Source organism: Sphingomonas sp. Root241, from assembly GCF_001428865.1.
Lineage (GTDB): Bacteria > Pseudomonadota > Alphaproteobacteria > Sphingomonadales > Sphingomonadaceae > Sphingomonas.
In genome coordinates this window covers 1821458-1845557 of the sequence record NZ_LMIV01000001.1, presented here as the reverse complement: position 1 = coordinate 1845557, position 24100 = coordinate 1821458, and the positions used below count along the sequence as shown (strand labels likewise).

The 24100-nt window shown below is 67.3% G+C and carries 23 protein-coding genes; 7 read left to right on the top strand and 16 right to left on the bottom strand.

Features of this window, described 5'->3' with window-relative positions; translation table 11 throughout:
* Positions 1–97: 97 nt before the first annotated feature.
* Positions 98–985 carry a LysR family transcriptional regulator gene (locus ASE13_RS08555; protein WP_056613500.1) on the top strand — a complete coding sequence of 296 codons (888 nt, stop codon included), beginning with the start codon at positions 98–100 and terminating at the stop codon, positions 983–985.
* 3 nt (positions 986–988) lie between these two features.
* Here the strand turns inward: ASE13_RS08555 and ASE13_RS08550 are convergent, their stop codons facing one another.
* Together ASE13_RS08550 and gltX are read right to left on the bottom strand one after the other, a co-directional pair.
* Positions 989–2272, bottom strand: coding sequence for a citrate synthase (locus tag ASE13_RS08550; protein ID WP_056613498.1), 1284 nt, complete (start codon positions 2270–2272; stop codon positions 989–991).
* Positions 2273–2297: 25 nt separating this feature from the next.
* The gene (gene gltX / locus ASE13_RS08545) at positions 2298–3725 is read right to left on the bottom strand and encodes a glutamate--tRNA ligase (protein WP_056613495.1); all 1428 of its coding nucleotides are present in this window, start codon (positions 3723–3725) and stop codon (positions 2298–2300) included.
* Positions 3726–3804: 79 nt separating this feature from the next.
* Here gltX and ASE13_RS08540 point away from each other — a divergent pair, with 79 nt between their 5' ends.
* Entirely contained in the window at positions 3805–5934 is a 2130-nt protein-coding gene (locus ASE13_RS08540) for a ComEC/Rec2 family competence protein (RefSeq protein WP_056613493.1), read from the top strand.
* Positions 5935–6152: 218 nt separating this feature from the next.
* On the opposite strand, the gene ASE13_RS08535 is transcribed toward ASE13_RS08540, so the two are convergent.
* The 5 genes from ASE13_RS08535 to ASE13_RS08515 form a co-directional block, all read right to left on the bottom strand.
* Positions 6153–6596 (bottom strand): hypothetical protein, encoded by a 444-nt coding sequence (locus ASE13_RS08535; RefSeq protein WP_056613492.1) that lies wholly within the window; start codon positions 6594–6596, stop codon positions 6153–6155.
* 94 nt (positions 6597–6690) lie between these two features.
* The gene (locus ASE13_RS08530) at positions 6691–7758 is read right to left on the bottom strand and encodes a helix-turn-helix transcriptional regulator (RefSeq protein ID WP_156404790.1); all 1068 of its coding nucleotides are present in this window, start codon (positions 7756–7758) and stop codon (positions 6691–6693) included.
* A 133-nt stretch (positions 7759–7891) separates the two neighbouring features.
* Positions 7892–8569 (bottom strand): transcriptional repressor LexA, encoded by a 678-nt coding sequence (gene lexA / locus ASE13_RS08525; protein WP_056613488.1) that lies wholly within the window; start codon positions 8567–8569, stop codon positions 7892–7894.
* A gap of 56 nt (positions 8570–8625) precedes the next feature.
* The gene (gene glp, locus ASE13_RS08520; RefSeq protein ID WP_235536893.1) at positions 8626–9810 is read right to left on the bottom strand and encodes a gephyrin-like molybdotransferase Glp; all 1185 of its coding nucleotides are present in this window, start codon (positions 9808–9810) and stop codon (positions 8626–8628) included.
* A gap of 135 nt (positions 9811–9945) precedes the next feature.
* Complete coding sequence (locus ASE13_RS08515) at positions 9946–10737, bottom strand: AraC family transcriptional regulator (RefSeq protein ID WP_235536940.1); 792 nt, start codon at positions 10735–10737, stop codon at positions 9946–9948.
* Here ASE13_RS08515 and ASE13_RS20245 point away from each other — a divergent pair.
* On the top strand, positions 10663–10857 hold the full coding sequence (locus tag ASE13_RS20245) for a hypothetical protein (RefSeq protein ID WP_235536942.1): 195 nt from the start codon (positions 10663–10665) through the stop codon (positions 10855–10857). The two genes, ASE13_RS08515 and ASE13_RS20245, sit on opposite strands and share 75 nt — an antisense overlap.
* Before the next feature lie 89 nt (positions 10858–10946).
* On the opposite strand, the gene ASE13_RS08510 is transcribed toward ASE13_RS20245, so the two are convergent.
* From ASE13_RS08510 to trpD, 5 genes are all read right to left on the bottom strand, one after another.
* The gene (locus ASE13_RS08510) at positions 10947–11900 is read right to left on the bottom strand and encodes a PilZ domain-containing protein (protein ID WP_056613483.1); all 954 of its coding nucleotides are present in this window, start codon (positions 11898–11900) and stop codon (positions 10947–10949) included.
* Between the two features lie 83 nt (positions 11901–11983).
* Positions 11984–12247, bottom strand: coding sequence for a hypothetical protein (locus tag ASE13_RS08505; RefSeq protein WP_056613481.1), 264 nt, complete (start codon positions 12245–12247; stop codon positions 11984–11986).
* A gap of 66 nt (positions 12248–12313) precedes the next feature.
* Positions 12314–12781, bottom strand: a complete 468-nt coding sequence (gene moaC / locus ASE13_RS08500; RefSeq protein ID WP_056613479.1) for a cyclic pyranopterin monophosphate synthase MoaC — start codon at positions 12779–12781, stop codon at positions 12314–12316.
* A 156-nt stretch (positions 12782–12937) separates the two neighbouring features.
* Positions 12938–13708, bottom strand: a complete 771-nt coding sequence (trpC, locus tag ASE13_RS08495) for an indole-3-glycerol phosphate synthase TrpC (protein WP_056613477.1) — start codon at positions 13706–13708, stop codon at positions 12938–12940.
* The gene (trpD, locus tag ASE13_RS08490; RefSeq protein WP_056614975.1) at positions 13705–14700 is read right to left on the bottom strand and encodes an anthranilate phosphoribosyltransferase; all 996 of its coding nucleotides are present in this window, start codon (positions 14698–14700) and stop codon (positions 13705–13707) included. Before trpD ends, trpC begins: the two co-directional genes overlap by 4 nt.
* Positions 14701–15275: 575 nt before the next feature.
* Between trpD and ASE13_RS08485 the strand changes: the two genes are divergently transcribed.
* Positions 15276–16598: an epoxide hydrolase family protein gene (locus tag ASE13_RS08485; protein ID WP_082596642.1), complete on the top strand. Its 1323-nt coding sequence runs from the start codon at positions 15276–15278 to the stop codon at positions 16596–16598.
* 41 nt (positions 16599–16639) lie between these two features.
* Positions 16640–17005: a cupin domain-containing protein gene (locus tag ASE13_RS08480; protein WP_056614972.1), complete on the top strand. Its 366-nt coding sequence runs from the start codon at positions 16640–16642 to the stop codon at positions 17003–17005.
* Positions 17006–17078: 73 nt separating this feature from the next.
* Here ASE13_RS08480 and ASE13_RS08475 read toward each other — a convergent pair whose 3' ends face one another.
* Positions 17079–17663 carry an anthranilate synthase component II gene (locus ASE13_RS08475; RefSeq protein ID WP_056613472.1) on the bottom strand — a complete coding sequence of 195 codons (585 nt, stop codon included), beginning with the start codon at positions 17661–17663 and terminating at the stop codon, positions 17079–17081.
* A gap of 143 nt (positions 17664–17806) precedes the next feature.
* Between ASE13_RS08475 and ASE13_RS08470 the strand changes: the two genes are divergently transcribed.
* The gene (locus ASE13_RS08470; protein WP_082596457.1) at positions 17807–18214 is read left to right on the top strand and encodes a hypothetical protein; all 408 of its coding nucleotides are present in this window, start codon (positions 17807–17809) and stop codon (positions 18212–18214) included.
* Between the two features lie 154 nt (positions 18215–18368).
* Here ASE13_RS08470 and trpE read toward each other — a convergent pair whose 3' ends face one another.
* Together trpE and ASE13_RS08460 are read right to left on the bottom strand one after the other, a co-directional pair.
* Positions 18369–19874, bottom strand: a complete 1506-nt coding sequence (gene trpE, locus ASE13_RS08465; protein WP_056613470.1) for an anthranilate synthase component I — start codon at positions 19872–19874, stop codon at positions 18369–18371.
* A complete protein-coding gene (locus ASE13_RS08460; protein WP_056613467.1) occupies positions 19871–21823 on the bottom strand; it encodes a peptidylprolyl isomerase in 1953 nt (650 codons plus the stop codon). The genes trpE and ASE13_RS08460 overlap by 4 nt, the downstream gene beginning before the upstream one ends.
* Positions 21824–21938: 115 nt before the next feature.
* On the opposite strand from ASE13_RS08460, the gene tpiA reads away from it, so the two are divergent.
* Positions 21939–22685 carry a triose-phosphate isomerase gene (gene tpiA, locus ASE13_RS08455; RefSeq protein ID WP_082596455.1) on the top strand — a complete coding sequence of 249 codons (747 nt, stop codon included), beginning with the start codon at positions 21939–21941 and terminating at the stop codon, positions 22683–22685.
* On the opposite strand, the gene ASE13_RS08450 is transcribed toward tpiA, so the two are convergent.
* Complete coding sequence (locus tag ASE13_RS08450) at positions 22657–24030, bottom strand: MFS transporter (protein WP_056613465.1); 1374 nt, start codon at positions 24028–24030, stop codon at positions 22657–22659. The genes tpiA and ASE13_RS08450 overlap by 29 nt on opposite strands.
* Positions 24031–24100 lie beyond the last annotated feature (70 nt).

Genomic DNA, 24100 nt, shown 5'->3' with positions numbered 1-24100 from the left:
GCTTCGCTTTGCTGAATCACTTTGTAGTCTCCGGTACAGATTCGAGGTTCTCCACCCGGAACTGGCTTCCGCCATTAGGAAAGCTTATGCGAATGCGATGGTCCGCCCGCATTTGCCGCTCAATGCCCTGCGCGCGTTCGAGGCCTCGGCGCGGCACCTCTCCTTCACGCGTGCGGCGATCGAATTGTGCGTGACGCAGGCCGCGGTGAGCCATCAGGTGAAGGCGCTGGAGACGCGGCTGGGCGTGCAATTGTTTCGACGGCTGCCGCGCGGGCTGGCGCTTACCGATGAGGGCGCAGCGCTGCTGCCGGTGCTCGCCGAGAGCTTCGACCGCATGGCCGAACTGGTCGAGGGGATCGCCAGCGGCGAGGCCACGCAGTTGCTGTCGGTGGCGGCGGTGGGGACCTTCGCGACCGGCTGGCTGCTGCCGCGCCTGCCCGCGTTCCGCGCAGCGCATCCGCGGATCGACTTGCGGCTGTTCACCAACAACAACCGAGTCGATCTGGCCGGCGAGGGGCTCGATTTCGCGATCCGTTTTGGCGACGGGGCGTGGCACGCAACCGAGGCGGTGCCGCTTATGCAGGCGCCGCTGACGCCTTTATGCACCCCGGCGATGGCGCGGGAGCTGGGCGAACCGCGCGACCTGTTGGGAATGCCGCTGTTGCGCTCGTATCGTGCCGATGAATGGGCGCGCTGGCTCGAGGCGGCGGAGATCGCCGCGCCCACGCTCAAGGGGCCGGTGTTCGATTCGTCGCTCGCGATGGTCGAGGCGGCGATGCAGGGTGCCGGGGTGGCGCTGGCGCCGGCCTCGATGCTGGGGCGGCTCGTCGACGACGGCGCGCTCGTGCGGCCGTTTGCGCTGGAAGTGGCGACGGGGCGCTATTGGCTGACCTGGCTCAAATCACGAACGCCGACTCTGGCGATGACGGCGTTTCGCGACTGGATAAGCGAGCAAATTCCCCTCCCCGGGAGGGAGGGGAATTGAAGGTCAGCGCTTGTCGACGGGGACGTAGTCGCGCTGGACGGGGCCGGTGTAGAGCTGGCGCGGACGGCCGATCTTCTGCTCGGGGTCCGAGATCATCTCGTTCCACTGCGCGACCCAGCCGACGGTGCGGGCAAGCGCGAACAAAGCCGTGAACATCGTCGTCGGGAATCCGATCGCCGACAGGATCACGCCCGAATAGAAATCGACGTTCGGGAACAGCTTCTTCTCGATGAAGTACGAATCCTTGAGTGCCATTTCCTCGAGCTGGAGCGCGACCTCGAACACGGGATCGGAGACGTTCAGCTCCTTGAACACCTCGCGCACCGTCTTCTGCATCACCGTCGCGCGGGGATCGTAATTCTTGTAGACGCGGTGGCCGAAGCCCATCAGGCGGAACGGATCGTTCTTGTCCTTGGCGCGCGCGATGAACTCGGGAATGCGTTCGGGGCGGCCGATCTCATGGAGCATGTTGAGTGCGGCCTCGTTGGCGCCGCCATGCGCCGGGCCCCACAGGCAGGCGATGCCCGCCGCGATGCAGGCGAACGGATTGGCGCCCGACGAACCGGCGAGACGCACGGTTGAGGTCGAGGCGTTCTGCTCGTGATCGGCGTGCAGGATGAAGATGCGGTCGAGCGCCTTCTCGACCACCGGGTTCACGACATATTCCTCGGCGGGGACGCCGAAGGTCATGCGCAGGAAATTGCCCGTGTAGGACAACGAGTTGTCCGGGTAGAGGAACGGCTGGCCGACGCTGTACTTGTACGCCATCGCCGCGATCGTCGGCATCTTGGCGATCAGCCGGTGCGACGCGATCATGCGTTGCTTGGGATCGGTGATGTCGGTCGAGTCGTGATAGAAAGCCGACAGCGCGCCGGCGACGCCGCACATCACCGCCATCGGGTGCGCATCGCGACGGAAGCCGCGATAGAAGGTCGCGAGCTGCTCGTGCAGCATCGTGTGGCGGGTGATCGTGTTGTTGAAGCCGGCGAGCTCGTCCTTGCCCGGCAATTCGCCGTTCAGCAGCAGATAGGCCACTTCCATGAAGCTCGAATGCTCGGCGAGCTGGCCGATCGGATAGCCGCGATGGAGCAATACGCCTTCATCGCCGTCGATATAGGTCAGGCCCGATTCGCACGAGGCGGTCGACGTGAACCCGGGATCATAGGTGAACATGCCCGTCTGGGCATAGAGCTTGCGGATGTCGACGACGTCCGGGCCGACGCTGCCCGTGAGGATCGGGTATTCAACGTCTTTACCCGGAACCTGAAGCTTCGCGGTATCGCTCATACACGTCGTCCTTGTCTGGCCCGGATCAGGCGGGCTTGGTCATTTGATCGGCGATGCGGGCCAGGCTTTCCTCCCGCCCCAGCAATGCCAGAACGTCGAAGATGCCCGGAGAGGTTCGTCGCCCGGTGAGTGCGGCGCGCAGAGGCTGCGCGACGGCGCCGAGCTTGACCCCCGCATCGTCGGCGACGGTCCGTACCGCCGCTTCGAGCGCCTCCGTATCCCAGCTTCCGGCCGCGTCAAGCGAAGTGTGCACTGCAGCGAGGAGCGCAGGAGCCTCGCCCTCCAGCAGTGCAGCCGCGCCCTCGTCGAGATCGAGCGGACGTGTCCGGAAAAGGAACATCGCACCCTCGGCGATCTCATTTAGATTCGCGGCGCGCGGCTTGAGCGAAGGCATCGCCGCCGTGAGGAGCGTCGATTGCGCTTCGGTGATTTCGAACGGCAGCCGCTTCGCGACCAGATCGGCGAGACGGGCGTCGTCCGATGCGCGGATATAATGGCCGTTGAGGTTCTCGAGCTTCTTGAGGTCGAAGCGCGAGGGGCTTTTGCCGACTCCGGCGAGATCGAACCACTCGATCGCCTGATCGCGGCTGATGATCTCGTCATCGCCATGACCCCAGCCGAGACGGAGAAGATAGTTGGACACCGCCTCGGGAAGCAGGCCGAGCTCGTCGCGATAGGCGTCGACGCCCAGCGCACCGTGGCGCTTCGAGAGCTTGGCGCCGTCGGCACCGTGGATCAGCGGGATGTGCGCGTAGGTCGGTTCTTCCCAGCCCATCGCCCGATAGATCGGCAATTGGCGGAAGGCGTTGTTGAGATGGTCGTCGCCGCGGATGATGTGGGTGACGCCCATGTCGTGATCGTCGACCACCACCGCGAGCATATAGGTCGGCGTGCCGTCCGAGCGGAGCAGGACCATGTCGTCGAGCTCGCTATTGTTGACGGTGACCGAACCCTGGACCCGGTCGTCGATCGTGACGCTGCCTTCGCGCGGCGCCTTGAGGCGGATCACGAAGGGCGCGCCCTCGGGAGCCTCGTTCGCGTCGCGATCGCGCCAGCGGCCGTCATAGCGCAAAGGCTGCTTGTTGGCGCGCTGCACGGCGCGCATCGCCTCCAGCTCCTCGGCGGTGGCGAAGCATTTGTAGGCGTGGCCACCCGCGAGCATTTCATGCGCGACTTCGGCGTGGCGGGCTGCCCGCGAGAATTGATAGACCTCCTCGCCGTCCCAATCGAGGTCGAGCCAGCGCATTCCGTCGAGGATCGCGGCGATCGCTGGCTCGGTCGAGCGCGCGCGATCGGTATCCTCGATGCGCAGCAGGAACTTGCCGCCGTGATGGCGGGCGAACAGCAGGTTGAACAGCGCCGTACGGGCGCCGCCGATATGGAGGAACCCGGTGGGCGACGGCGCGAAACGGGTGACGACAGGCTTGCTGCCGGTATCAGATGTTGCGCTCAACCGCGCGTGCTCCCAGACATGAAAATCGATGGCCAGCTCAGCCGCCGAGGCCCCTAGCACGGGGTTGCCCGCCCTTCAAATGGGGGCGAGGGCGGCGCTTCGCCATGGCGCTGCCCGCATCGAGCGCTGGCTCGAGATCGAGCGCGAGCAGCTCGTGCTCTGGCTGCCGGTGATGCTGGGGGCGGGGATCACTGCCTGGTTCGTGCTTCCCGACGCGGCCCGCTGGATCGGTTTCGTCCTCGGCAGCCTCGCGTTGGCCCTCGCGGCAATGGTGTTGCCGGGCGGGGGCAGGGCGCCTCGGGCGCTCGCGATCGCCGGACTCGCGCTTGCGGCCGGCTGTGCGCTGATCTGGTGGCGGGCGGAGCGGGTCGCGGCGCCGGTGCTGGCGCGGCCTGCGCTGGCGGTGTTCGCGGGGCGCGTCGAGCGTGTCGAGCAACTGCCCGCGCGCGATATGGTCAGGGTGACGCTGTCGCCGATCGGGCATGCCGACCTGCCGCCCAGGGTGCGCGTCAATCTCGCCAGGGCCGACGCACCGGCAGGTCTCACGCGGGGTGCGGTCATCAAATTGCGCGCGCGGCTGATGCCGCCGCCGGCCGCGGCGGTGCCGGGAGCCTATGATTTCGCACGTGTCGCCTGGTTCAGCAGGCTGGGCGCTACAGGGAAGGGGTTTGCGCCGGTCGAGGTGGTAATGCCCGGCGTCGCGCCGGGTGCCGATCTGCGCGCACGGCTATCGGGCCATATCCAGTCGCGTATTGCGGGGAGCGGAGGCGGGATCGCGAGTGCGCTGGCGACCGGGGATCAGGGCGCGATCACCGAAGAGGATTCGGAGGCGATACGGCGCTCCGGGCTTGCGCACCTGCTTTCGGTGAGCGGGCTGCACGTCACTGCGGTGACGGCGGCGGCGATGCTGCTGGTGCTGCGGCTGCTGGCGCTCAGCCCGACTCTCGCGCTGCGCTGGCGGTTGCCGCTGGCCGCGGCAGGGGCGGGGGCACTGGCAGCGGTCGGCTATACCCTGCTCACCGGCGCCGAGGTGCCGACGATCCGGTCGTGCGTGGCGGCGTTGCTGGTCCTGCTAGCCTTGAGCCTGGGGCGAGAGGCGATCACGCTGCGGCTGGTGGCGGCGGGCGCCTTCATCGTGCTGCTGCTATGGCCGGAGTCGCTCGCAGGCCCCAGCTTCCAGCTCAGCTTCGCGGCGGTGACTGCGATCGTCGCGCTCCACGAGAGCCCGCGGGTGCGCGGCTGGTTCCGGCGGCGCGAGGAAGGAAGAGGGCGGCGGTTGCTGCGCGGGCTCGGCTCGCTGCTGCTCACAGGTATCGCCGTCGAGCTCGCGCTGATGCCGATCGGGCTGTTCCATTTCCACAAAGCCGGCATCTATGGCGCGCTCGCCAATATCGTCGCGATCCCGCTGACCACCTTCGTCATCATGCCGCTCGAGGCGCTGGCGCTGGCGCTCGACATGGTGGGGATCGGCGCGCCCGTCTGGTGGCTCACCGCGCGGGCGCTCGATCTGTTGCTGTGGCTGGCGCATATCACTGCCTCGGCGCCCGGAGCGGTTGCCGCGCTGCCGGCGATGCCGGGCGGAGCCTATGCGCTGATCGTCGCGGGCGGCTTGTGGGTAGCCTTGTGGCGGACGCGGGTGCGCTGGGGAGGGCTGGCCCCGTTCGCGGTCGGGCTGGGCTGGGCGCTGGTGACGCCGGCGCCGGACCTGCTCGTCACAGGCGACGGCCGGCACCTCGCGATCCGGACGGCGGACGGTGCGATGGCGCTGCTGCGCGATCGTGCCGGAGATTACACGCGCTCGATGCTCGGCGAGAATAGCGGCGCGGAGGAGGAGCTCGCTTTGCTCTCCGAAGCGCCCGACGCGCGGTGCAGCCCCGATCTCTGCCTCGTCGAGGTGCGTTCGGGGGCGCGGCGCTGGCGCGTGCTCGCGACGCGGAGCGGCTATATGGTGCCGTGGGCCGAGATGATCGCCTTGTGCAAGGCGACGGACGTCGTGGTGAGCGACCGACGGCTGCCGCCGGGTTGCATACCGCGCTGGCTAAGGCTCGACCGCGATACGCTGGCGAAGACCGGCGGCGTGGCGATCACCTTCGCCGACGCGAGAATACGCGCGGTTCGTGGCGGGGGATCGCATCCCTGGCTAACCCCGCTGACGGTGCAGCCGCCATTTGCGGCCCGTCCGGAAGGCGGCGGGCGAGCGACTCGTTAAGCCCCGGCCCTGCGAAGGCGGCTGGGGCTTAAATTGACTCAGTTGGCGGAAACTCGCTCAGTCTCGCAACTTTCTTGCGTGGGTTTTCGAAGCTGCAGGGTCGATCAGGTCAAAGAGCGGCCGGGGTTCCGGCTTGCTGAGGCAAGCAGACGAAATCCTACATTGCAAGCGTGCGATCTGAACATGCCGGGCCGCGTCGAACCCGGAACCCGATCCGTTCAGGATCGGTCGGATTCGAACTGCCGCCTGGTCTCGCTCTTGCTCTTGCTGGTGAGGATGACGCCGACGGCACCCAACACGATCATCCCCACGGCGAGCAATGGCAGCTTGTCGTTCAGCACGCTGACTGCGATCCAGGCGATTGCGATGACGATCACCAGGACGAAGAGCCGGATGTTGTTGCCCGGATAGGCGTAGATTTCGGTGCCGTCGCCAAGACGGATACCGTGGACGCCGCCATGGTCGATCGCCTTGAACAGATAGAAGCGGCCTTCGGCGCCCGGAACCAGGCGTTCACTGATCGCGCTTGCCGCCACGGGCCCCTTGATCTGTTCCACGCCTCCGTCGCGGCGAGCGATGGTGAGCACGCGATATCGGGTGAAGGGCTTGGTCCGGGTCTTGACCGCTTCGGTCACTGTCCCCTCGACAACGGATACGCTCATCCAGTCATGCTCCTGCGGCTTTGCCGATCCGGCTTATCGTTAGGCAAGGCGTCTCGCATCGGACGATCGTCCGATGTGGGGGATCGAGCCCTGGTCAGGAATCGGATGGGTCGCGGCCGAGAATGAGGCGGACCAGCTCGCCTTGCCGCCTGACCCCCGTCTTGTCGAAGACGCGCGAAAGATGGGTTCGTGCCGTAGTATAAGAGATGCCGCGCCGTGCCGCCGCCGCGCGTTTGCCGTCTCCCTTGGCGATCTCGACTGCAAAGGCGGCTTCGGCGGGCGTAAGGCCGTAGTGCAGGCGCAGCCGGGTCGTGACCGCCTCGTCCGATCGGTCGGCCGCCTCGATCAGCAACGCCACCGGTACACCCGGTGAAACCAGCGGCACCGATCGCCGCAGCGGGATCACGCGGAGCTGTCGGGGCGCACCTTCGCAACGCAAATCGAGATCGGCGCCGCTATCGGCAGGCGCCTGGCGGGCGCACCGCGCGATCGCTGCGTCAAGCGCCGCCTGCTCGGTGCGGCCGGTCGCCGTCAATTGTCCGCCCGACAACGCGAGGCCGCCGCCTGGCTGGAACAGTGCCTCGGCCGCGCGATTGGCGAACAGCAGCCGCCGGTTTCCGTCCACCAGCAGGGCTCCGCTTGCCAGCCGGTCGAGGACGCGCGTCGAGACTTCGTCATCGAGCCGGCTCTCGGTCAGGCGCATATGGATCTGCATCGCACGGCGAAGATGCGGTGAAAGGAGCTTCAGCAGCTGGACCTGCGCTGCCGTATAGCGATCGTTCCCGGGCAGCACGATCATCGTCTGCCAGCCCTCCTCGTCCAGCACCAGCCCGCCCAGCTTGGTGCGATATCCCTGCGGCAGCGACCACTCATTGTAATAGGCGCCGATGCGGAGATCCGCTGCATCGCCGACCATTTCGTCGGTTACCACGCTGCCCACCCCGGACGCGGCAATGGCGTGCCAGACCAGATCTTCGGCATGATAGTCCGCGTAGCGACCGAGAAAGGCCGGGTCGGTGCGCGGCGCCTCCAGCCAGGCAATTCCCGTCGGGCTCATCGTGCCGAAAGCTGCGTCACGCGCGCCGAGCAGGTCGGCAAGCCGTTCCAGCAAGGCTGGCCAAGCGGCGAAGTCGCACGCGGCGGCATAGATGCCGTCGATCACAGGCAAGATGGCCGCTTCGCTCGGGTTCGGCATGGACAGTATCGCTCCGGCTCACCGGTTCGTTACCGTAGCAGTAAATTCGTGCCCGCCCTATTGTGATCGCCCGCGGATGAAACCGAAGGCCGCCCGCGGATCAATAGCGCCGCAGCAGCCCCGCCAGCCGGCCCTGCACGCGCACCTGATCCGGGCGGTAACGCTGGGCGCTGTAATCGCGATTGGCTGGATCGAGGCGGATCATCGCGCCTTCCTTGCGGAAATATTTGAGCGTCGCCTCGGCATCGTCGATCAAGGCGACCACGATCTCGCCGTCGCGCGCGACTTCGGTACGGCGGATCAGCGCATAATCGCCGTCGAGAATGCCGGCCTCGACCATCGAATCACCCGCAACCTCAAGCGCATAATGCTCGCCCGAGCCGAGCAACGCGGCGGGGACGGGAAGCATCGTCGCGCCTTCGAGCGCCTCGATCGGGGTACCCGCGGCGATGCGGCCGTGGAGCGGGATCTCGACCACGTCGTTGGCCGGCCTCGGCAAAGTTGCGGGAGTCGAGCTCGATTTGTCAACTTTGGCCGCGACGGGCTTCTTGGTGTCGCCGCCGCGTTCGGGCATGCGCAATACTTCGAGCGCGCGGGCGCGATTGGGCAGCCTGCGGATGAACTCGCGCTCCTCGAGCGCGCTGATCAGGCGATGCACGCCCGACTTGGACTTGAGATCGAGCGCCTCCTTCATTTCCTCGAACGACGGCGAAACGCCGGTCTCGGCCAAACGATCGGCAATGAAGCAGATGAGCTCGTGCTGCTTGCGCGTGAGCATGCAATCCTCCTGTCCAGAACAGACTGGGAACGTTTACGCAATGTTCCGCAAGCTTGTCAAGCGATGTCGAGGATTTCCACCGAGTCGCCCGCCTCGGCCGCGGGCGCATGGGGTTCGCGGACGATCAGGCAGCCGGCGCGGGCGAGGGTGCCGAGCATCGAGCTGTCCTGGATCGTCGATGCGCGCGCCCGGCCGTCGCTCATCTCGGCGCGGAGATAATCGGTGCGTTCGCCGTTCGCGGCGAGCGGTTCGCCGAGGATCGCGGCGCGAGTGACGGGCAGGGGATCGCGGGCTCCCGACAGGAAAGCGATGAGCGGGCGAACGAACAGCATGGCCGTGACGAAGGCCGAAACCGGATTGCCGGGCAGGCCGAGGACCATTGCGCCACCGAGCCTGCCGGCCATCATCGGCTTGCCCGGGCGAAGCGCGATCTTCCAGAAATCGATCGTCGCGCCGGCGGCCTCGAGCGCGGGCCGGACGAGATCGTGATCGCCCACCGACGCGCCGCCGCTGGTGACCAGCAGATCCGCGTCGAGGCTTCGAAAGGCGGCTTCGAGAACCTGCTGGCGATCGGGGAGGATGCCGAGATCGATCAGCTCGACGGGGAGATCGGCGAGCTGGGCCGCGAGCATCAGCCGATTGGTCTCGGGAAGCTGTGCCTCGCCGACCGGAGTGCCGGGGGGCACGAGCTCGTCACCGGTCGCGGCGATCGCGACACGGATTTTCCGGCGAACGTCGAGCGCGCCGTGCCCCGCGGTGCCGGTAAGGGCGAGGCGGGCCGGCGTGAGACGGTCGCCGCTGCGAAGGAGGAGATCGCCCTCGGTGAAATCGAGCCCGCGGCGGCGGACGTTGCGCGCCTGCGTGCCGGGGCCTTCGCCGGTGAGGATCAGTGCCGCGCCGTCGCGCGCAGCCTCTTCCTGCACCATTACGGTGTCGGCGCCGGATGGAAGCGACGCGCCGGTGAAGATGCGCACGGCCTGGCCGGGCTCGACGGCGCCGGCAAAGGCGCAGCCGGCGGCGCTCTCGCCGATCACGTGCCAGGGGCCCGGGAGATCGGCGAAGCGGATGGCGTAACCGTCCATCGCCGAGAGATCGGCGCTTGGCTGGGTACGCAGCGCGTGGACGTCGCTTGCCGCCCAGCGGCCGGCGGCCGCCGCGAGGGGCACGCGCTCGATCGCTACGGGCGAGGCCAGCGCGAACAGACGCGTCCGGGCTTCGGCAATGGAAAGAAGTGCGGGCATCGACATAGCCATGTGCCGGGAAGCCATCACCGCGCAAGCCCGAGCTTTGGTGCTGGCGCGGAGGCGATGCCGGACCGGTGGATGGCGGCCTGCCACTTCTTGCGATCAGAAGGGACAGGCCGCCATCCGAGCGCGCTATTTCAGCGGCAGAAACAGTTCCGCTACCACTTCGTGCGCCGCCTGCCCGGGCGGGAAGGTGAGGTATCGCTGGCAATAGATCGGAAAATCACGCGCTTCCTCGCCGCTGGCCGGAAGCCAGTCCCGATACAAATAGAGCGCTGCGGGTTCCAGATTGTGGGAAGCGCCGTCGACCCGCAGCACCGCGCAGCGCCCGCCGGGGATCACACCGGCCTTCATCACCTCGTCGTTCGCATCGATCGGCCGGTCCGTCCCGACGCACAGGTCCATGCTGTAATCGGCCGGATTCTGGGGAGTCCGCTCGGAGCGGAAGATGTTGAAGGTCGGGCTCGTCTCGGGGGACAGGCCGGCCGCCTTTCGCCAGCGGATGAACTGCTCGATGGTATCGCCGAGCATCGCCCGGTCGCCGCGATGCTCCAGGATCGCCACCGGCGTCGGAAGCACTTCGCGGATCGTCACGTTTTCTTGGGTATAGGTCGTCTGCATGAGCTTGCTCCTCGCAATTTCCAGAGGCCCGAAGGCCGCAAGCCACGGCGCCCAATCGGGCGATTTCCGGAACGACGAAGGCGATTGCCCGAACCTTCGCCGGAAGGCGCGGGCGAAGGCATCCGGCGAATCATAGCCGGCATCCATCGCGATCTCCGTGACGCTCGCAGCGTCCCTGGAAGCCAGCTGGTTCGAAGCGCGCTTCATGCGGGCAAGCTGGACATAGCGATGCACGGACAACTCGAAGGTCGCCGTGAACTGCCGGTGGAAATGGAATTTGGAGAAGGCCGCAACGCGGCTCACCGTTTCCAGGTCGAGATCACCGTCCAGATGCTGGTCTATATAGTCCAGCGCCCGCTGCATTCGGGCATGATAGTTTCGAAGCGCCTTCATCGTCCCGTCCTCCGTGGCGACACCAGCTAGTCGCTCCGGACAGTGAAGCGCTCGACCGATCTTGCGGTTTGGGACCGCTACTGGGTCGAAAGCAGCATCGCCTCTGCTCGCCTGCGGCTTCAGCTCGAGGGCTTGCCGCCGGTGACGAGAGTCAGATCGCGCGGACGCAGCGGCAGACGGAACTCGCAGAGGATGCGGTTGTGCGCGATCTCGATCACGTTTGCCGGGCCGCCGCCGATTTCGGGGAGCGAGACCCAGAGCTGCGCGCCGGTCGCGAAGGCGGCGCGGGTCTCGAGCTCGACGAGATGCGCGGTGATGCCGCGGACGCGTGCGTTCCACCAGCGTACGCCCTCGCGGATGCTTGCCGGCGCGTCGAGCCGGATCGCGTGCTTGTCGGGGATCATCCCTTCGCTCTCGAGGTTGAGCGGCGTACGTTCGCCACCCGGCTGCGCGCGCTGGATGTGGCGGAACCACGGCATCAGCGTCTGCCAGCCGAGCCCCTCATCGAAGGCGATGCCGGCCTGGCCGTCCTGCGCCCAGCGAACGGTGCCGTCGAGCGGACGAAGCGCATCGAAAGTGAGCTGCACCGGATCGCCGACGGCGAGCTCGAGGCCGGTGTCGATACCGACGCCACCCTGCGAGATGTTGCGGGTGCGGGCGTGCTCGACCTTGCCGCCGCTGCGGATCGAGACGAGCTGGCGGATCTCGACGCGCGGCATGGCCCGGCGTTCGGCCGGGAGGCTGGCGAGAGTGCGTGCGAGCGTGCTGATGATGTCGATGGGCTCGTCGAAGACAAAACCGGCTTCGCCATCGGCGGACCAGTCGACCTTGCCGGTAACCGATTGCCCGCTCGCCATTTCGAGGTGCATCGGCTCGTCCTGCACGAGCTGGGCACCGAGCTGGAGGGTGGCACCGGCGGACGAGAGCCGCTCGAGCGAGCAGGGGTAGCGTTCGCAATCACTGACGAGGAATGCCGCGTCGAAGGCGGCCTGCGCGTCCGGCTGGTTGAGCACGGCGCGGGGCGGATCGGCGGAAAGCGAAAAGACAGTCGCGGACCTGAGTGCCTGAATCATTTCTGTTTTTTCCACCCCGGTCCGTGGGGCGACTTTGCCTAAACGGGCTGAAAGGGGGGTTAAGAGACGCGGTTGTAGAATCCCTAATTGCGGTCGGGGAAAGGACGCAGAGGGCTTGCCGGAAGCGCGGCGGGCGATTCCCGTTCGCGATCCTTTTCGTGCTGCTCGAGGCGGTGCGAGCGCCAGCGCAGGCACATGCCGGCGACCGACGTCGTCATTCCCAGCAACAGGCAGGCGAGCAGCAATGGACTCTCCTCAGCCGCCTTCAAGGAGACGATGCCGAGCAGGAGGACGCTCAACGTGGAGGTGAGGTAACCGAGCCCTTTCAGCACCGAAACTTCGCGCAACCCTCAAGTCCTCCATGACACTTTCGTGACAGGATAACGACGGCGGCGCGGGGGCGTTCCGGCGGCTCATGCGGTCCAGTCGCCCGATTTGCCTCCGGTCTTCGAGAGCAGGCGGATGTCGCCGATCACCATCGCCTTATCGAGTGCCTTGGCCATGTCGTAGAGCGTGAGCAATGCGACGCTGGCGGCCGTGAGCGCCTCCATCTCGACGCCGGTCTTGCCCTCGGTCGCGGCGGTGGCGGTGACGGTGACGCCGGTTGCGTCGGGGGCGAGATCGACCGCGACACGCGTGAGCGGAAGCGGGTGGCAGAGCGGGATCAGCTCGGCGGTCTTCTTGGCGGCCATGATCCCGGCGATCCGGGCGGTGGCGAGGACATCGCCTTTCTTCATACTGCCCGCGCGGATCGCGGCGGCGGCTTCCGCGGACATGGTGATCCGGCCGGTGGCGACGGCTTCGCGCGCGGTGACCGGCTTGCCGGCGACGTCGACCATGCGCGCGGCGCCGGTTTCGTCGAGATGGGTGAGGTCACTCAACTCCCTCTCCCCTTGTGGGAGAGGGAAGGGGCCCGCTCGCGAAGCGAGTGGGAAGGGTGAGGGGGACAGGGGTCTCACTCACCCTCACCCTTCCGCCGACTTCGTCGGCTCCCTCCCTCTCCCACAAGGGGAGAGGGAAAAGGATGCGCTGCCCGCTCATCCCACCAGCGCCCGGGTCGCGGCTTCGACATCCGGTTGGCGCATCAGCGATTCGCCGATCAGGAAGCAGCGGATGTCGTGTTCGGCCATCGCATCGAGATCGGCACGGCCGGTGAGGCCGCTCTCCGCGACGAAGGTGCAATCCTTCGGGGCATGGCGAACAAGTTCGTAGGTTTTCTGAAGATCGACTTCGAAGGTCTTAAGGTTACGATTGTTGACGCCGATCAGCCGCGATCTGAGGCGGAGCGCGCGCTCGAGCTCGTCGGCATCGTGGACTTCGACCAGCACGTCCATGCCGAGCTCGATCGCCGCGGCCTCGATCTCGGCCATCGCGCCGTCGTCGAGCGCGGCGACGATGATCAGGATCGCGTCGGCGCCGATGCCGCGGGATTCGGCGACTTGCCAGGGATCGACCATGAAATCCTTGCGGATCACCGGCAGATCGCAGGCGGCACGGGCGGCGATCAGATAGTCCTCATGGCCCTGGAAATATTCCTGGTCGGTGAGCACCGAGAGGCAGGCGGCGCCGCCTGCCTGATAGGCACGGGCATGCGCCGGGGGATCGAAATCGGGACGGATCAGGCCCTTGGAAGGGCTCGCCTTCTTGATCTCGGCGATCAGGCCATAGCCCCCGGCGGCGATCTTGGCGTCGAGCGCGGCCTTGAAGCCGCGCGGGGGCGAGGGATCGGCGCGCGACACCGGCGCAGTGCGGCGGGCGGCAACCTCGGCACGCTTGGTTTCGAGGATCTTGTCGAGGATCGTGCTCATGCGAAGGCGATCCAGCAATCGAGCAGTGCGTTGGCGAGCCCGCCATCGATCGCCTCGGCGGCTTCCTCGACGCCGTCGACGAGATTGTCGGCGTGGCCGGCGACCATCAATGCGGCGGCGGCGTTGAGCAGCACGGCGTCGCGATAGGCGCCGGACTCGCCGAGCAGCAGCCGCCGGAGCGCGAGCGCATTATATTCGGGATCGCCGCCGCGGATCGCCGCGAGCGGATGGCGGGGAAGTCCCGCATCCTCGGGCGTGATCCGCGTGGGCAGAGTCGCGCAGCCGACATTGACGGCGATGCTCGCACCCGCCGTGGAAAGCTCGTCGAGGCTCTCCTCGCCCGAGACGACCGCGGCCGCCTCTGAACCCAGCTGAGTGAGCGCCTCGGCATAGATCGGCGCGTAATCGGGGCGGGCGATCCCGATCAGCTGGCGGGTGACGTGCGCCGGATTGGCGAGCGGGCCCATCAGGTTGAAGATCGTACGGCGGCCGATCCGGCGGCGCAGGGGGCCGATCCGCGCCAGCGCAGGGTGGTGATGCTGGGCGAAGAGGAAGGCGATGCCGAGCTCGTGCAGGCTCTCCTCGGCCCGCGCGGCGGCACGATCGAGATTGAGGCCCAGTGCCTCGAGCGTATCGGCGGCGCCCGCCTTGGACGAAGCGGCGCGATTGCCGTGCTTGGCGACGGGCACGCCGCAGGCTGCGACGACGAGACTCACCGCAGTCGACACGTTGAGCGTGTGATGGCCGTCGCCGCCAGTACCGCAGACGTCGATCGCGCCTTCGGGAGCGGTGATCGGGATCAGCCGGTCGCGCATCGCCCGCGCGGCCTCGGCGATTTCGATGCTGGTCTCGCCGCGAATGCTGAGCGCGATCAGGAAGGCTTCGATCGCCTGCTCGGGCACGTTCCCGTCGAGAATGTCGGCGAACGCCAGCGCGGCGGTTTCTCGCGACAGCGGCGACACGGGGTCGGGAAGGCTGGTGAAGGTCGTCACGCCGCCTCTATCCCGGCGGAGCGGCTGCGAGTCGAGCAAATCCTGCTGGCGCGCGGGCAAGCTGGGCTGCGCAGGATTGCGAGGATGCTCGCAGGTAAATGGACCGTGCTGCTTGACTCGCTTGACTCGAAAGCGGGTTTTTCGGCGGAAGCGCCAGGTTCGCGCCGGCGAAGCGACAGTCACGCGACACCGACGCGCGGGGTGACAAAGGAAGGGGACTCGGCTGTTCAGGCATTTGCGAACACAAGCAGAACAAATTCTATTTTGCCAGCGGATTTGGGAGGCGACTCTCGAGTGAGACTGCCGGAAAGCCGCCACCACGGGCCGGTTCGCCAAAGACGGGTCAATCGGAAATCCACTAACCGAATGCGAAACCGCCCTTTAATATTGCTGACACTCGTCGCTTCGGATCGTACATTTCTTGCGCCTTCGCGACCGAGTCGAAATTTTCGGCGAACCGGGTGCGGCTCGCCTTTCGACCCTCACGAGACAGCAGCGCCGATCCTGACGGTCGGCATCTCTTGCCGTCCGAAGCCAGAACGCATGACGCCCGCTTCTCGGACGAGGAGACGATCATGACGCAATCAGGGGATATTGTTACCTCGCGGCCCGATCTCGCGACCTCGAGCTCGTCCGCCATTCCTGTCGAGACCAAGCCGATGTTCGACGGGAGCGACGGTCCGACGGAAATGGTGATCGTCGCTCCCGCCGAGGACACATCGATCCGGCCGTTTGCATTTCATGCCTCCGACGAAGAGCTGGCCGACCTCAGACAGCGGATTAACGCGATGCGCTGGCCGAGCATGGAGCTGGTGGCAGACGGAACGCAGGGCGTGCAGCTCGCGACGATGCGCAAGCTCGCCGATTATTGGGCGAATCGCTACGATTGGCGCGCGTTCGAGGCGCGGTTGAATGCGCTGCCGATGTTCGTGACGAATATCGACGGCGTCGACATCCACTTCATCCACGTCAAATCCGGAGAGGTCGGCGCGCTTCCCCTGATCCTCACGCATGGCTGGCCCGGATCGATTGTGGAAGAGCTGAAGGTCGTCGCGCCGCTGGCGAACCCGGCTGCTTATGGCGGCACCGCCGCGGACGCGTTCGACGTGGTCATTCCGTCGATGCCCGGCTACGGATTTTCGGGCAAGCCGACCGAGCTCGGCTGGGATCCGGTCAGGATCGCCCGCGCATGGACAGAGCTGATGGGCCGCCTGGGATATTCGAAGTTCGTGGCCTCGGGCGGCGACTGGGGTGATCCGGTGACCGAACAATTGGCGGTGCTGTTCCCGACGCAGCTGCTCGGCATCCATCTGAACATGCCATCCGCGGTGCCCGGCGAGATCTTCCAGTCCCTCCATGCGGGAGGTCCGCCGCCGGCGGGACTCTCGGCCGACGAGCAGCAGGCATATGAGCAGCTCGACTTCTTCTTCAAGAAGGGCCTCGCCTACGCGCAGGAGATGACCAATCGGCCCCAGACGCTTTATGCGATCGAGGACTCGCCGGTCGGGCTGGCCGCATGGATCCTCGATCACGATGCGCGCAGTTACGAGCTTATCGCGCGCGTTTTCGACGAACAGGAAGAGGGCCTGACGCGCGATGACATTCTCGATAACATCACGCTCTACTGGCTCACGCGCACGGGCGTTTCGTCAGCGCGCCTGTACTGGGAGAACAAGCTCCCCTTCTTCGCGCCGCAGGGCGTGACCATACCCGTTGCCGTCAGCGCCTTCCCCGACGAGCTCTACCAGGTGCCGCAGAGCTGGGCCGAAAAGGCGTTCCCCAACCTCGTGCACTATAACCGCTTGCCCAGGGGCGGCCATTTCGCGGCATGGGAGCAGCCGGAGCTCTTTACCCAGGAGATCCGATCCGGCTTCCGCTCGCTTCGGGATGGAGGGTGAAGGCCGTGCAAGCGCTGCCCGTCACGCTTCTGGGAATCGCCATGTTTGCTCTCGGGAGCGCGTCGCCGCTCCCGCAGCAGGCTCGCCCCGCAGGCACGACGCGCACCGACCTTCAGCGACACGATCTCGCCGTCCCGGGCCGGGAGGTGCTTCAGGCGCGCGTGAACTTCGCGCCGGCCTCCTCCTTCCCGCGCCACACGCACCCGGGCGAAGAGATCATCTACGTGCTCGAAGGATCGCTGGAATATGAGGTCGCCGGCAAGGCGGTCGCGCTCAAGGCCGGCGACGTTCTGTTCGTTCCGGCGGAGACCGTGCATGCGGCGCGGAATATCGGAACGGACAACGCCGCCGAGCTGGCGACCTATGTTCTGGAGAAGGGAAAGCCGCTCACCACGATCGTGAAGTGACCGGGTGAGTGGGGGCGAAGCTGCCGACCGAGGCGCGGGCGCTACGGTCGCTTTTCGTCAATAGCAGCCGCCTTCAGGCGAGCGCCTTAGCCTCAATCCCGGCCAGCCGCATGAAGTTGGCCAGCATCGCGTGGCCGTGTTCGGTGGCGATGCTCTCGGGGTGGAACTGGACGCCGTGGATCGGCAGGTCGCGGTGGCGGAAACCCATCACCGAGGCGTCGTCGGCGGTGGCATTGACGATCAGATCGTCGGGAATGTCGGTGACGATCAGCGAATGATAGCGCGTCGCGGTGAAGGGGGAGGGCAGTCCTTCGAACAGGCCGGTGCCGTCATGCTCGACCGGACAGGTCTTGCCGTGCATCAGCCCGCCGCGGACGACCTGGCCGCCGAAATGCTGGCCGATCGCCTGATGGCCGAGGCAGACGCCGAGCAACGGCTTCTTCAGATCGGCGCAGGCGGCGACGAGATCGAGGCTGATCCCCGCCTGGTTGGGCGTGCAGGGGCCGGGAGAGATCAGGAAGGCCTGGGCATTGCTGGCGATCGCGTCGCGCGCGCTGAGCGCGTCGTTGCGGACCACCTGCACTTCGGCGCCGAGCTCCATCAGGTAATGAACGAGGTTCCAGGTGAAGCTGTCATAATTGTCGAGGACGAGGATCATGCAGGTCCGGTTAAGGCGTTTTGCGCTCTCTCACAATTGTCTTGGCCCGGAATTGCCTTGGCGTGGCCCCATTGCCTTCGCACGGCCATAGTGCGGGGCAACGGTATCGCGCACCGGGGCGTTGACCCGTCGAAGGAGCTTGCATGATTTCCAGTCTGTTATTTGCCGCGTTGATGGCGAGTCCGGCTCCTGCGCAGGTCCGCGGGCCGCAGGACGAGCCGCCCAAGCGCGTCCGCTCGATCCTGCTCTACGGTGACGAACAATGTCCCAAGACCGAGGATCCGGACGAGATCGTCGTGTGCGCCAATGCCGGCGAATCGCCCTATCGCATCCCCAAGCGCTTCCGCGACCAGCCCAAGGAAGACGCCGGTTCGAACGCGTGGACCAACCGGGTGGAGGCAGTGGAGCAATTCAACCGCGCAGGGCTGCCGAACAGCTGCTCGCCGGTCGGCACCGGCGGCCAGACGGGCTGCACGCGCGCGGCGATCCGGCAATGGTATCAGGAACGGCTCGACGCCAAGGCGAAGGCTGCGCGGACGACGACGCCGTAATTCTTTCCCCTCCCTGTAAGGGAGGGGATCAAGGGGTGGGTAGGAAAGGTCGGGCTCGATGCCCGGCCTTTTCTTTTTGCCACGAGCTTTGTTGCAGGGCTCGCTTCGCTCGCACCCACCCCCAGCCCCTCCCTTACAGGGAGGGGAGAACAGGTTACTGGCCGAATCCGGGTTCGCTGGCCCTTGCCACGGCTTCGCGGGCGGCGGCGAAGAGGGCGCCGGCCTTGGCTTCGCATTCGCGTTGCTCATAGGCGGGATCCGAATCGGCGACGATGCCGGCACCGGCCTGGACGTGCATCACGCCGTCCTTCACCAATGCGGTCCTGAGCACGATGCAGCTGTCCATCGATCCATCGGGCGAGAAATAGCCGACGCCGCCGGCATAGGGGCCGCGCGTCTCGGGTTCGAGTTCGGCGATGATCTCGCAGGCGCGGACCTTGGGCGCGCCGCTGACCGTGCCGGCGGGGAAGCCGGCGAACAGGGCGTCGAGCGCGTCGCTACCGGCCTTGAGCCTGCCGACCACGTTCGAGACGATGTGCATGACGTGGCTGTAGAATTCGACGGTGTAGCTGTCGGTGACGCGGACGCTGCCTGCCTCCGCCGCACGGCCGACATCGTTGCGGCCGAGATCGAGCAGCATCAGATGCTCGGCGCGTTCCTTGGGATCGGCGAGGAGGCTGGCGCGATTGGCTTCGTCCTCGGACGCCGTAGCCCCGCGCGGGCGGGTGCCGGCGATCGGGCGGATCGTCACTTCGCCGTCGCGCGCGCGGACGAGGATCTCGGGGCTCGATCCGGTGAGCGCGAAGCCCGGCAGGTCTAGATGATAGAGGAAGGGCGAGGGGTTCACCCGGCGCAGCGCGCGATAGAGCTCGAAGGGGGGCAGCGCGAAGGGGGTGGTGAAGCGCTGGGCGAGCACGACCTGGAAGATGTCGCCGGCGGCGATGTAATCCTTGGCGCGCGCGACCATCTCGCCATAGCGGCCGGGCGGGAGCACCGGCGTGAGGGCGACTTCGGGCAGGTCGGCGCGGATAGGGGCGGGCAGCGGAGCACTCGCCAGCCGCGCGGCGGTGGCGTCGATGCGTTCGGCGGCCGCCTCGATCAGCGATTCCGGGTCGCGGGACGCATCGGGCCAGACCGGCGCGACGAGGAACAATGTGTCGGCGAGGCGATCGAAGATCAGGACCATTGTCGGCCGCACGAACATCATGTCGGGCACGCCGATCGGGTTCGCCGGCGGACGCGGGAGCTTCTCGACCAAGCCGACGGTCTCGTAGCTGAAATAGCCGACGAGGCAGGCGAGCGCGCGCGGCAGCTCGGCGGGCACTTCCATGCGGCAGCGCTCGACGAGGCCGCGCAATGCCTCCAGTGCGGGTTCGGGGCAAAGCGCGAACGCCTTGCGGTCGGTCAGCCAGTGCGGGTTGATCGCGGCTTCGTCACCGGTGGCGCGGAAGACCAGATCGGGGGCGAGTCCGATCAGGCTGTGGCGGCCGCGGACCGATCCGCCCTCGACCGACTCGAGCAGGAAATCACCGCGGCCCGGCTCGATCAGCTTGAGCGCCGTCGCGACCGGCGTTTCGGTATCGGCGACCTGTCGGCGCCAGAGCAGGGCCGGGCGCCCGGCGGCGAGCGCCGACCGGGCGGCTTCGACGCCCTGCGTCACGATCCGCTGGCCGTCCCCGTGCGGGCGAGATCGGCACGAAGCTGCTGGATCGCCTTTTCGTTGCGCGACACCTTCACCTGGCTGCGCACCGAAGCGACGAACTGGCGGGCGAACTCGCCGCCGACCTGCGGGGCGATTTCGCCGCGCACCCGGGCCATCGCGGCCTGATCGCCGGCGGCGCTGTGCTGCTCGACCTGCGCGAGATAGACGACGTAAAAGCCCTCGCGGTTGGGCCCCTCGACCAATTTGGCCTTTTTGGGCGCCATGCTGAACGCCATCTGGAGATAGGGCGCCAGCTGGCGGTTGAGCACTTCCGCGCGCTTGAAGTCGAAATCCTTGGGCGGCGGGCCCTTGGTGACGCCGGATTCGGTCAGCGCCTGCTGCATCGGCACGCCCTTTTCGAGCTTGGCGACGACGGCGGTGGCGATGGTCCGCGCCTTTTGCAGCGCCTGCTCCACCAGATAATCCTTCACGACGCGCGCGCGAATCTGGGCAAGCGGACGCGCCGCGGCAGGCACGATCCGCTCGAGGTCGACCACGGCGAAGCTACCATCGGGCCCGAGCGGCACGATCTGCGGCTCGTCGTCGACCTGCTCGATGCCGAAGCCGGCGCGCATGACCGGGACGAGCAGCGGATCGGGCTTGAAATTGGGATCGTCGGGATTGGTGGCGGCTGGCGTGAGCGCCGGCGTGCGCTCGGCGACGAGCTTGGCGTCGGCCACGGCCTCGTCGAAGGTCTTGCCGTCGCCGATGCCGTCGTCGAGCGACTGGCGCAGCTGAGCCAGCGTCTCGGCGAGCTTGCGCGCGCCGATCTCGGTGGCGAGTTCGGGCCGCGCCTGATCGAGCGTCTTGGCGGCGACCTGCTCGATCTTCTCGACCTGGAGCAGGTGCCAGCCGAGCGGCGAACGCACCGGGCCGACCACTGCGCCCTGCGCCGCGGCAAAGGCGGCATCGGCGACCGCGGGGGCGGTCTGGCCGGCAAGCGCGGGCTTTTCGACGCCGTCGAAACTGGTGGTTTCGAGACCCGCGCCGGTCGCGGCGGCGGCGAGGGTCTTGCCGCCCCTAACTTCGCCGGCGATCCGGTTGGCGGTCGCCTGGTCGAGGATGACGAGCTGACGGATGCTGCGCTTCTCGGTTGCCGCGAAGCGATTGCCGGCCTTTTTATAGGCATTGGCGATCTCGGCCTCGGTGGCGGCCGTGCGCGCCTTCAGCGCGTCGGGCTTGACCGCCGCGAAGCGGACGATGCGGCGTTCGGGCACCATGTAGCGCAGGCGCTTCGAATTATAGTAGGCGGTCAGCGTCTTGTCGTCCGGATCGGCGCCGGGGTCCATCGCGATCGTGGGCACGAGGCCGACGGTTCCCATGCGGCGCTCGAGCAGCAGCGAGGCATAAGGCAGGACGACTCCGTCGGGGATCTGGCTGCCCAGGGTCGCGCGGTTCAGCATCCAGCTGCTGTAGCGCGTGTTGGCGATGTCTTCGCGAAAGGCGACCGGCGAGATGCGGTTCTGCGACAGCAGATCCTCGAACTGCTTCTGGCTGAACTTACCGTCGAGCCCGAAGAAAGCCGGGTTGCTCGCGATGTCGCCGTCGACCAGCTTCTTGCTGACCTGCATCCCCGAATCCTGCGCGAACTGGACCATGGCGGCGTTGTTGATGATCTCGTCGAGGGCCATCTCGAAACCGCCCTGGGCGAGGAACTGCTCCATCGTCACATTCTGCCCGCCGCGCTGGAGATTGCGCAGATAGATGTCGATCCGCTCGCGGACCTCGCGATCGGTGATCTTGCGGTCGCCCACCTTGGCGACGACGTTGCCGCCGGCGCCGCCCACCGTGGAGCGCGCGCCGGTGATGTCGCCGGCGGCGAAGGCCAGCGCGATGATCGCCAGGAAGACGAACACTGCGATCAGGCCGAAGCGCGACTTGGTGAAGCGGCGGAAGAAACTGAGCATGAAGGGCCGTTCGAAAGAGGAATTTGGCGTGCTTTAGGGCCGCGACACGCTCCCTTCAAGCTTGTGCAGCGCGTGAGGCTTGGTATCGCCTGCGACCAAACAGGAGGAGTACGACATGCGTCGCAAGCTGGTCGCCGGAAACTGGAAGATGCACGGGCTGAAGGCGCAGCTGGGCGAAGTCGAGGCGATCGCGGCCGCGGCTGCGGCGAATCCGGGCGTCGACGTGGCGCTGTGCGTGCCGTTCACCTTGATCGAACCGGCGGTGGGGGTGGCAGGCGCGCTGCCGATCGGGGCGCAGGACGTGCACGAGGCTGACAAGGGCGCGCATACCGGCTGCGTTTCGGCCGCGATGCTGCGCGACTGCGGTGCGACGCTGACGATCGTCGGCCATTCGGAACGGCGTGCCGACCAGCACGAGACCAGCCACGATGCCTGGGCCAAGGCTGCGGCGGCGCGGCGGCAGGGGCTCAAGGTGATCCTGTGCTGCGGCGAGACCGAGGCCGAACACGATGCCGGCCGCGCCGAGCGGATCGTCCAGTCGCAGATCGAAAAGTCGTTGCCCGAAAGCGCGCATGGCGACTGGCTGACGCTCGCTTACGAGCCGCGCTGGGCGATCGGCACCGGCAAGACCCCGACGCTCGAGGAAATCGCCTCGATGCACGCGATCGCGCGGGCCAAGCTGCGGACGATGGTGGGCGACGCGGCCGACGGGATCCGCATCCTCTATGGCGGATCGGTGACCGGCGCGAATGCGGCGGACATCCTCGCGGTCGACAATGTCGACGGCGCGCTGGTCGGCGGTGCGAGCCTGACCGCCGAGAAGTTCGTGCCGATTATCGAGGCTGCGGCTTCGCTTTCCTGATTTCACCCAGCGTGACCAGGGCGGTCACGCTCGACGCGGCGGCGAGGGCGGCGCCGACCAGTGCGCCGCCGTGGAAGGCCGCGATCAGCGCCGGGCCGGCGCTGGCGATGACGGCGCCGGCGATCGCGGTGGCGATCAGCCCGCCGGTGCGCGCGATCGCGCTGTTGAAGCCCGAGGCGGTGCCGCCATGGGTATCGTCGACCGAGGCGAGCACCGCGGTGGTGAGCGGCGCGGCGACGCTCGACATGCCGATCGCGATGACGAGGCACCCGGGGAAGACCGAGGTCCAGTAGGACGCGTCCTCGTTCACCAGCACGAGCAATGCGAAGCCGATCGCGACGATCAGCGCGCCGATGGTGAGCGGCCAGCGCGGGCCGACCTGCGCCGTCACGCGCCCCATCACCCGCGACGCCAGCCCCATGCCGAGCGGCATCGGCAGCAGCGCGAGCCCGGCCTGCAGTGCAGTGTAGCCCGCGGCCTGGATCAGCACATAGGGCAGGAGGAGCAGCACGCCGCCGAGCGCGCCGTAGAGCAGGAAGGTGAGTAGCGTGAGCCCCGCAAAGGCGCGCGAACCGAACATGGCGACGGGCATCATCGCGCGGGCGCCGCGGTGATGCTCGATCCACAGGAACAGTCCCGTGGCGAGCAGCCCGACGGCGAGGCCGATCGCGACGGTGGCGCCGAAGGCATGATGGCTCGACCAGAGGGTGAGCGCCCAGGTAAGCGCCCCCAGCGCGATCGTGGCGGCGAAGGCGCCGGGCAAATCGAGCGGGAGTTCGCCCTCGGCGCTCTCCTCGACGTAGCGCAGCGCGATCAGGATCGCCGCGGCGGCGACCGGCACGTTGACATAGAAGATCGCGCGCCACCCGATCGCGTCGACCAGCCAGCCGCCGAGCGGCGGGCCGACCGCGCCGGCGATGGCGCCGACTCCGGCCCAGGTGCCGATCGCCTTGCCGCGCGCCTCACCGGTGAAGGAATGGCCGAGCGTCGCGAGGCTGTTGGGCAGCAGGATCGCCGCGCCGATGCCCTGGAGCGTGCGTGCGGCGAGGAGGAGGGTGAGATCCGCCGCCAGCGCGCAGGCGACCGATGCGACCGTGAAGATCGCGATGCCGATGACGAGCAGCTTGCGGCGCCCGAAATGATCGCCCGCCGCGCCGCCGATCAGCAGCAACGCCGAGAGCGGCAGCAGATAGGCGTTGATCGTCCATTGCAGCTCGGCGGGCGTCGCGTGGAGGTCCGCCCCGATCGCCGGCAGCGCGACATTGGTGACCGATCCGTCGATAAAGGCGAGGCTCGACGCGAGGATGCACGCGACGAGAGTGAGCCTGGGGTGCGCGGCCTGCATGCGGCAGGCGATAGCAGAGGCGCGGGGCGACGGGGAGGGGTTCGACGGACGGATCTACGCCGAGATGCTA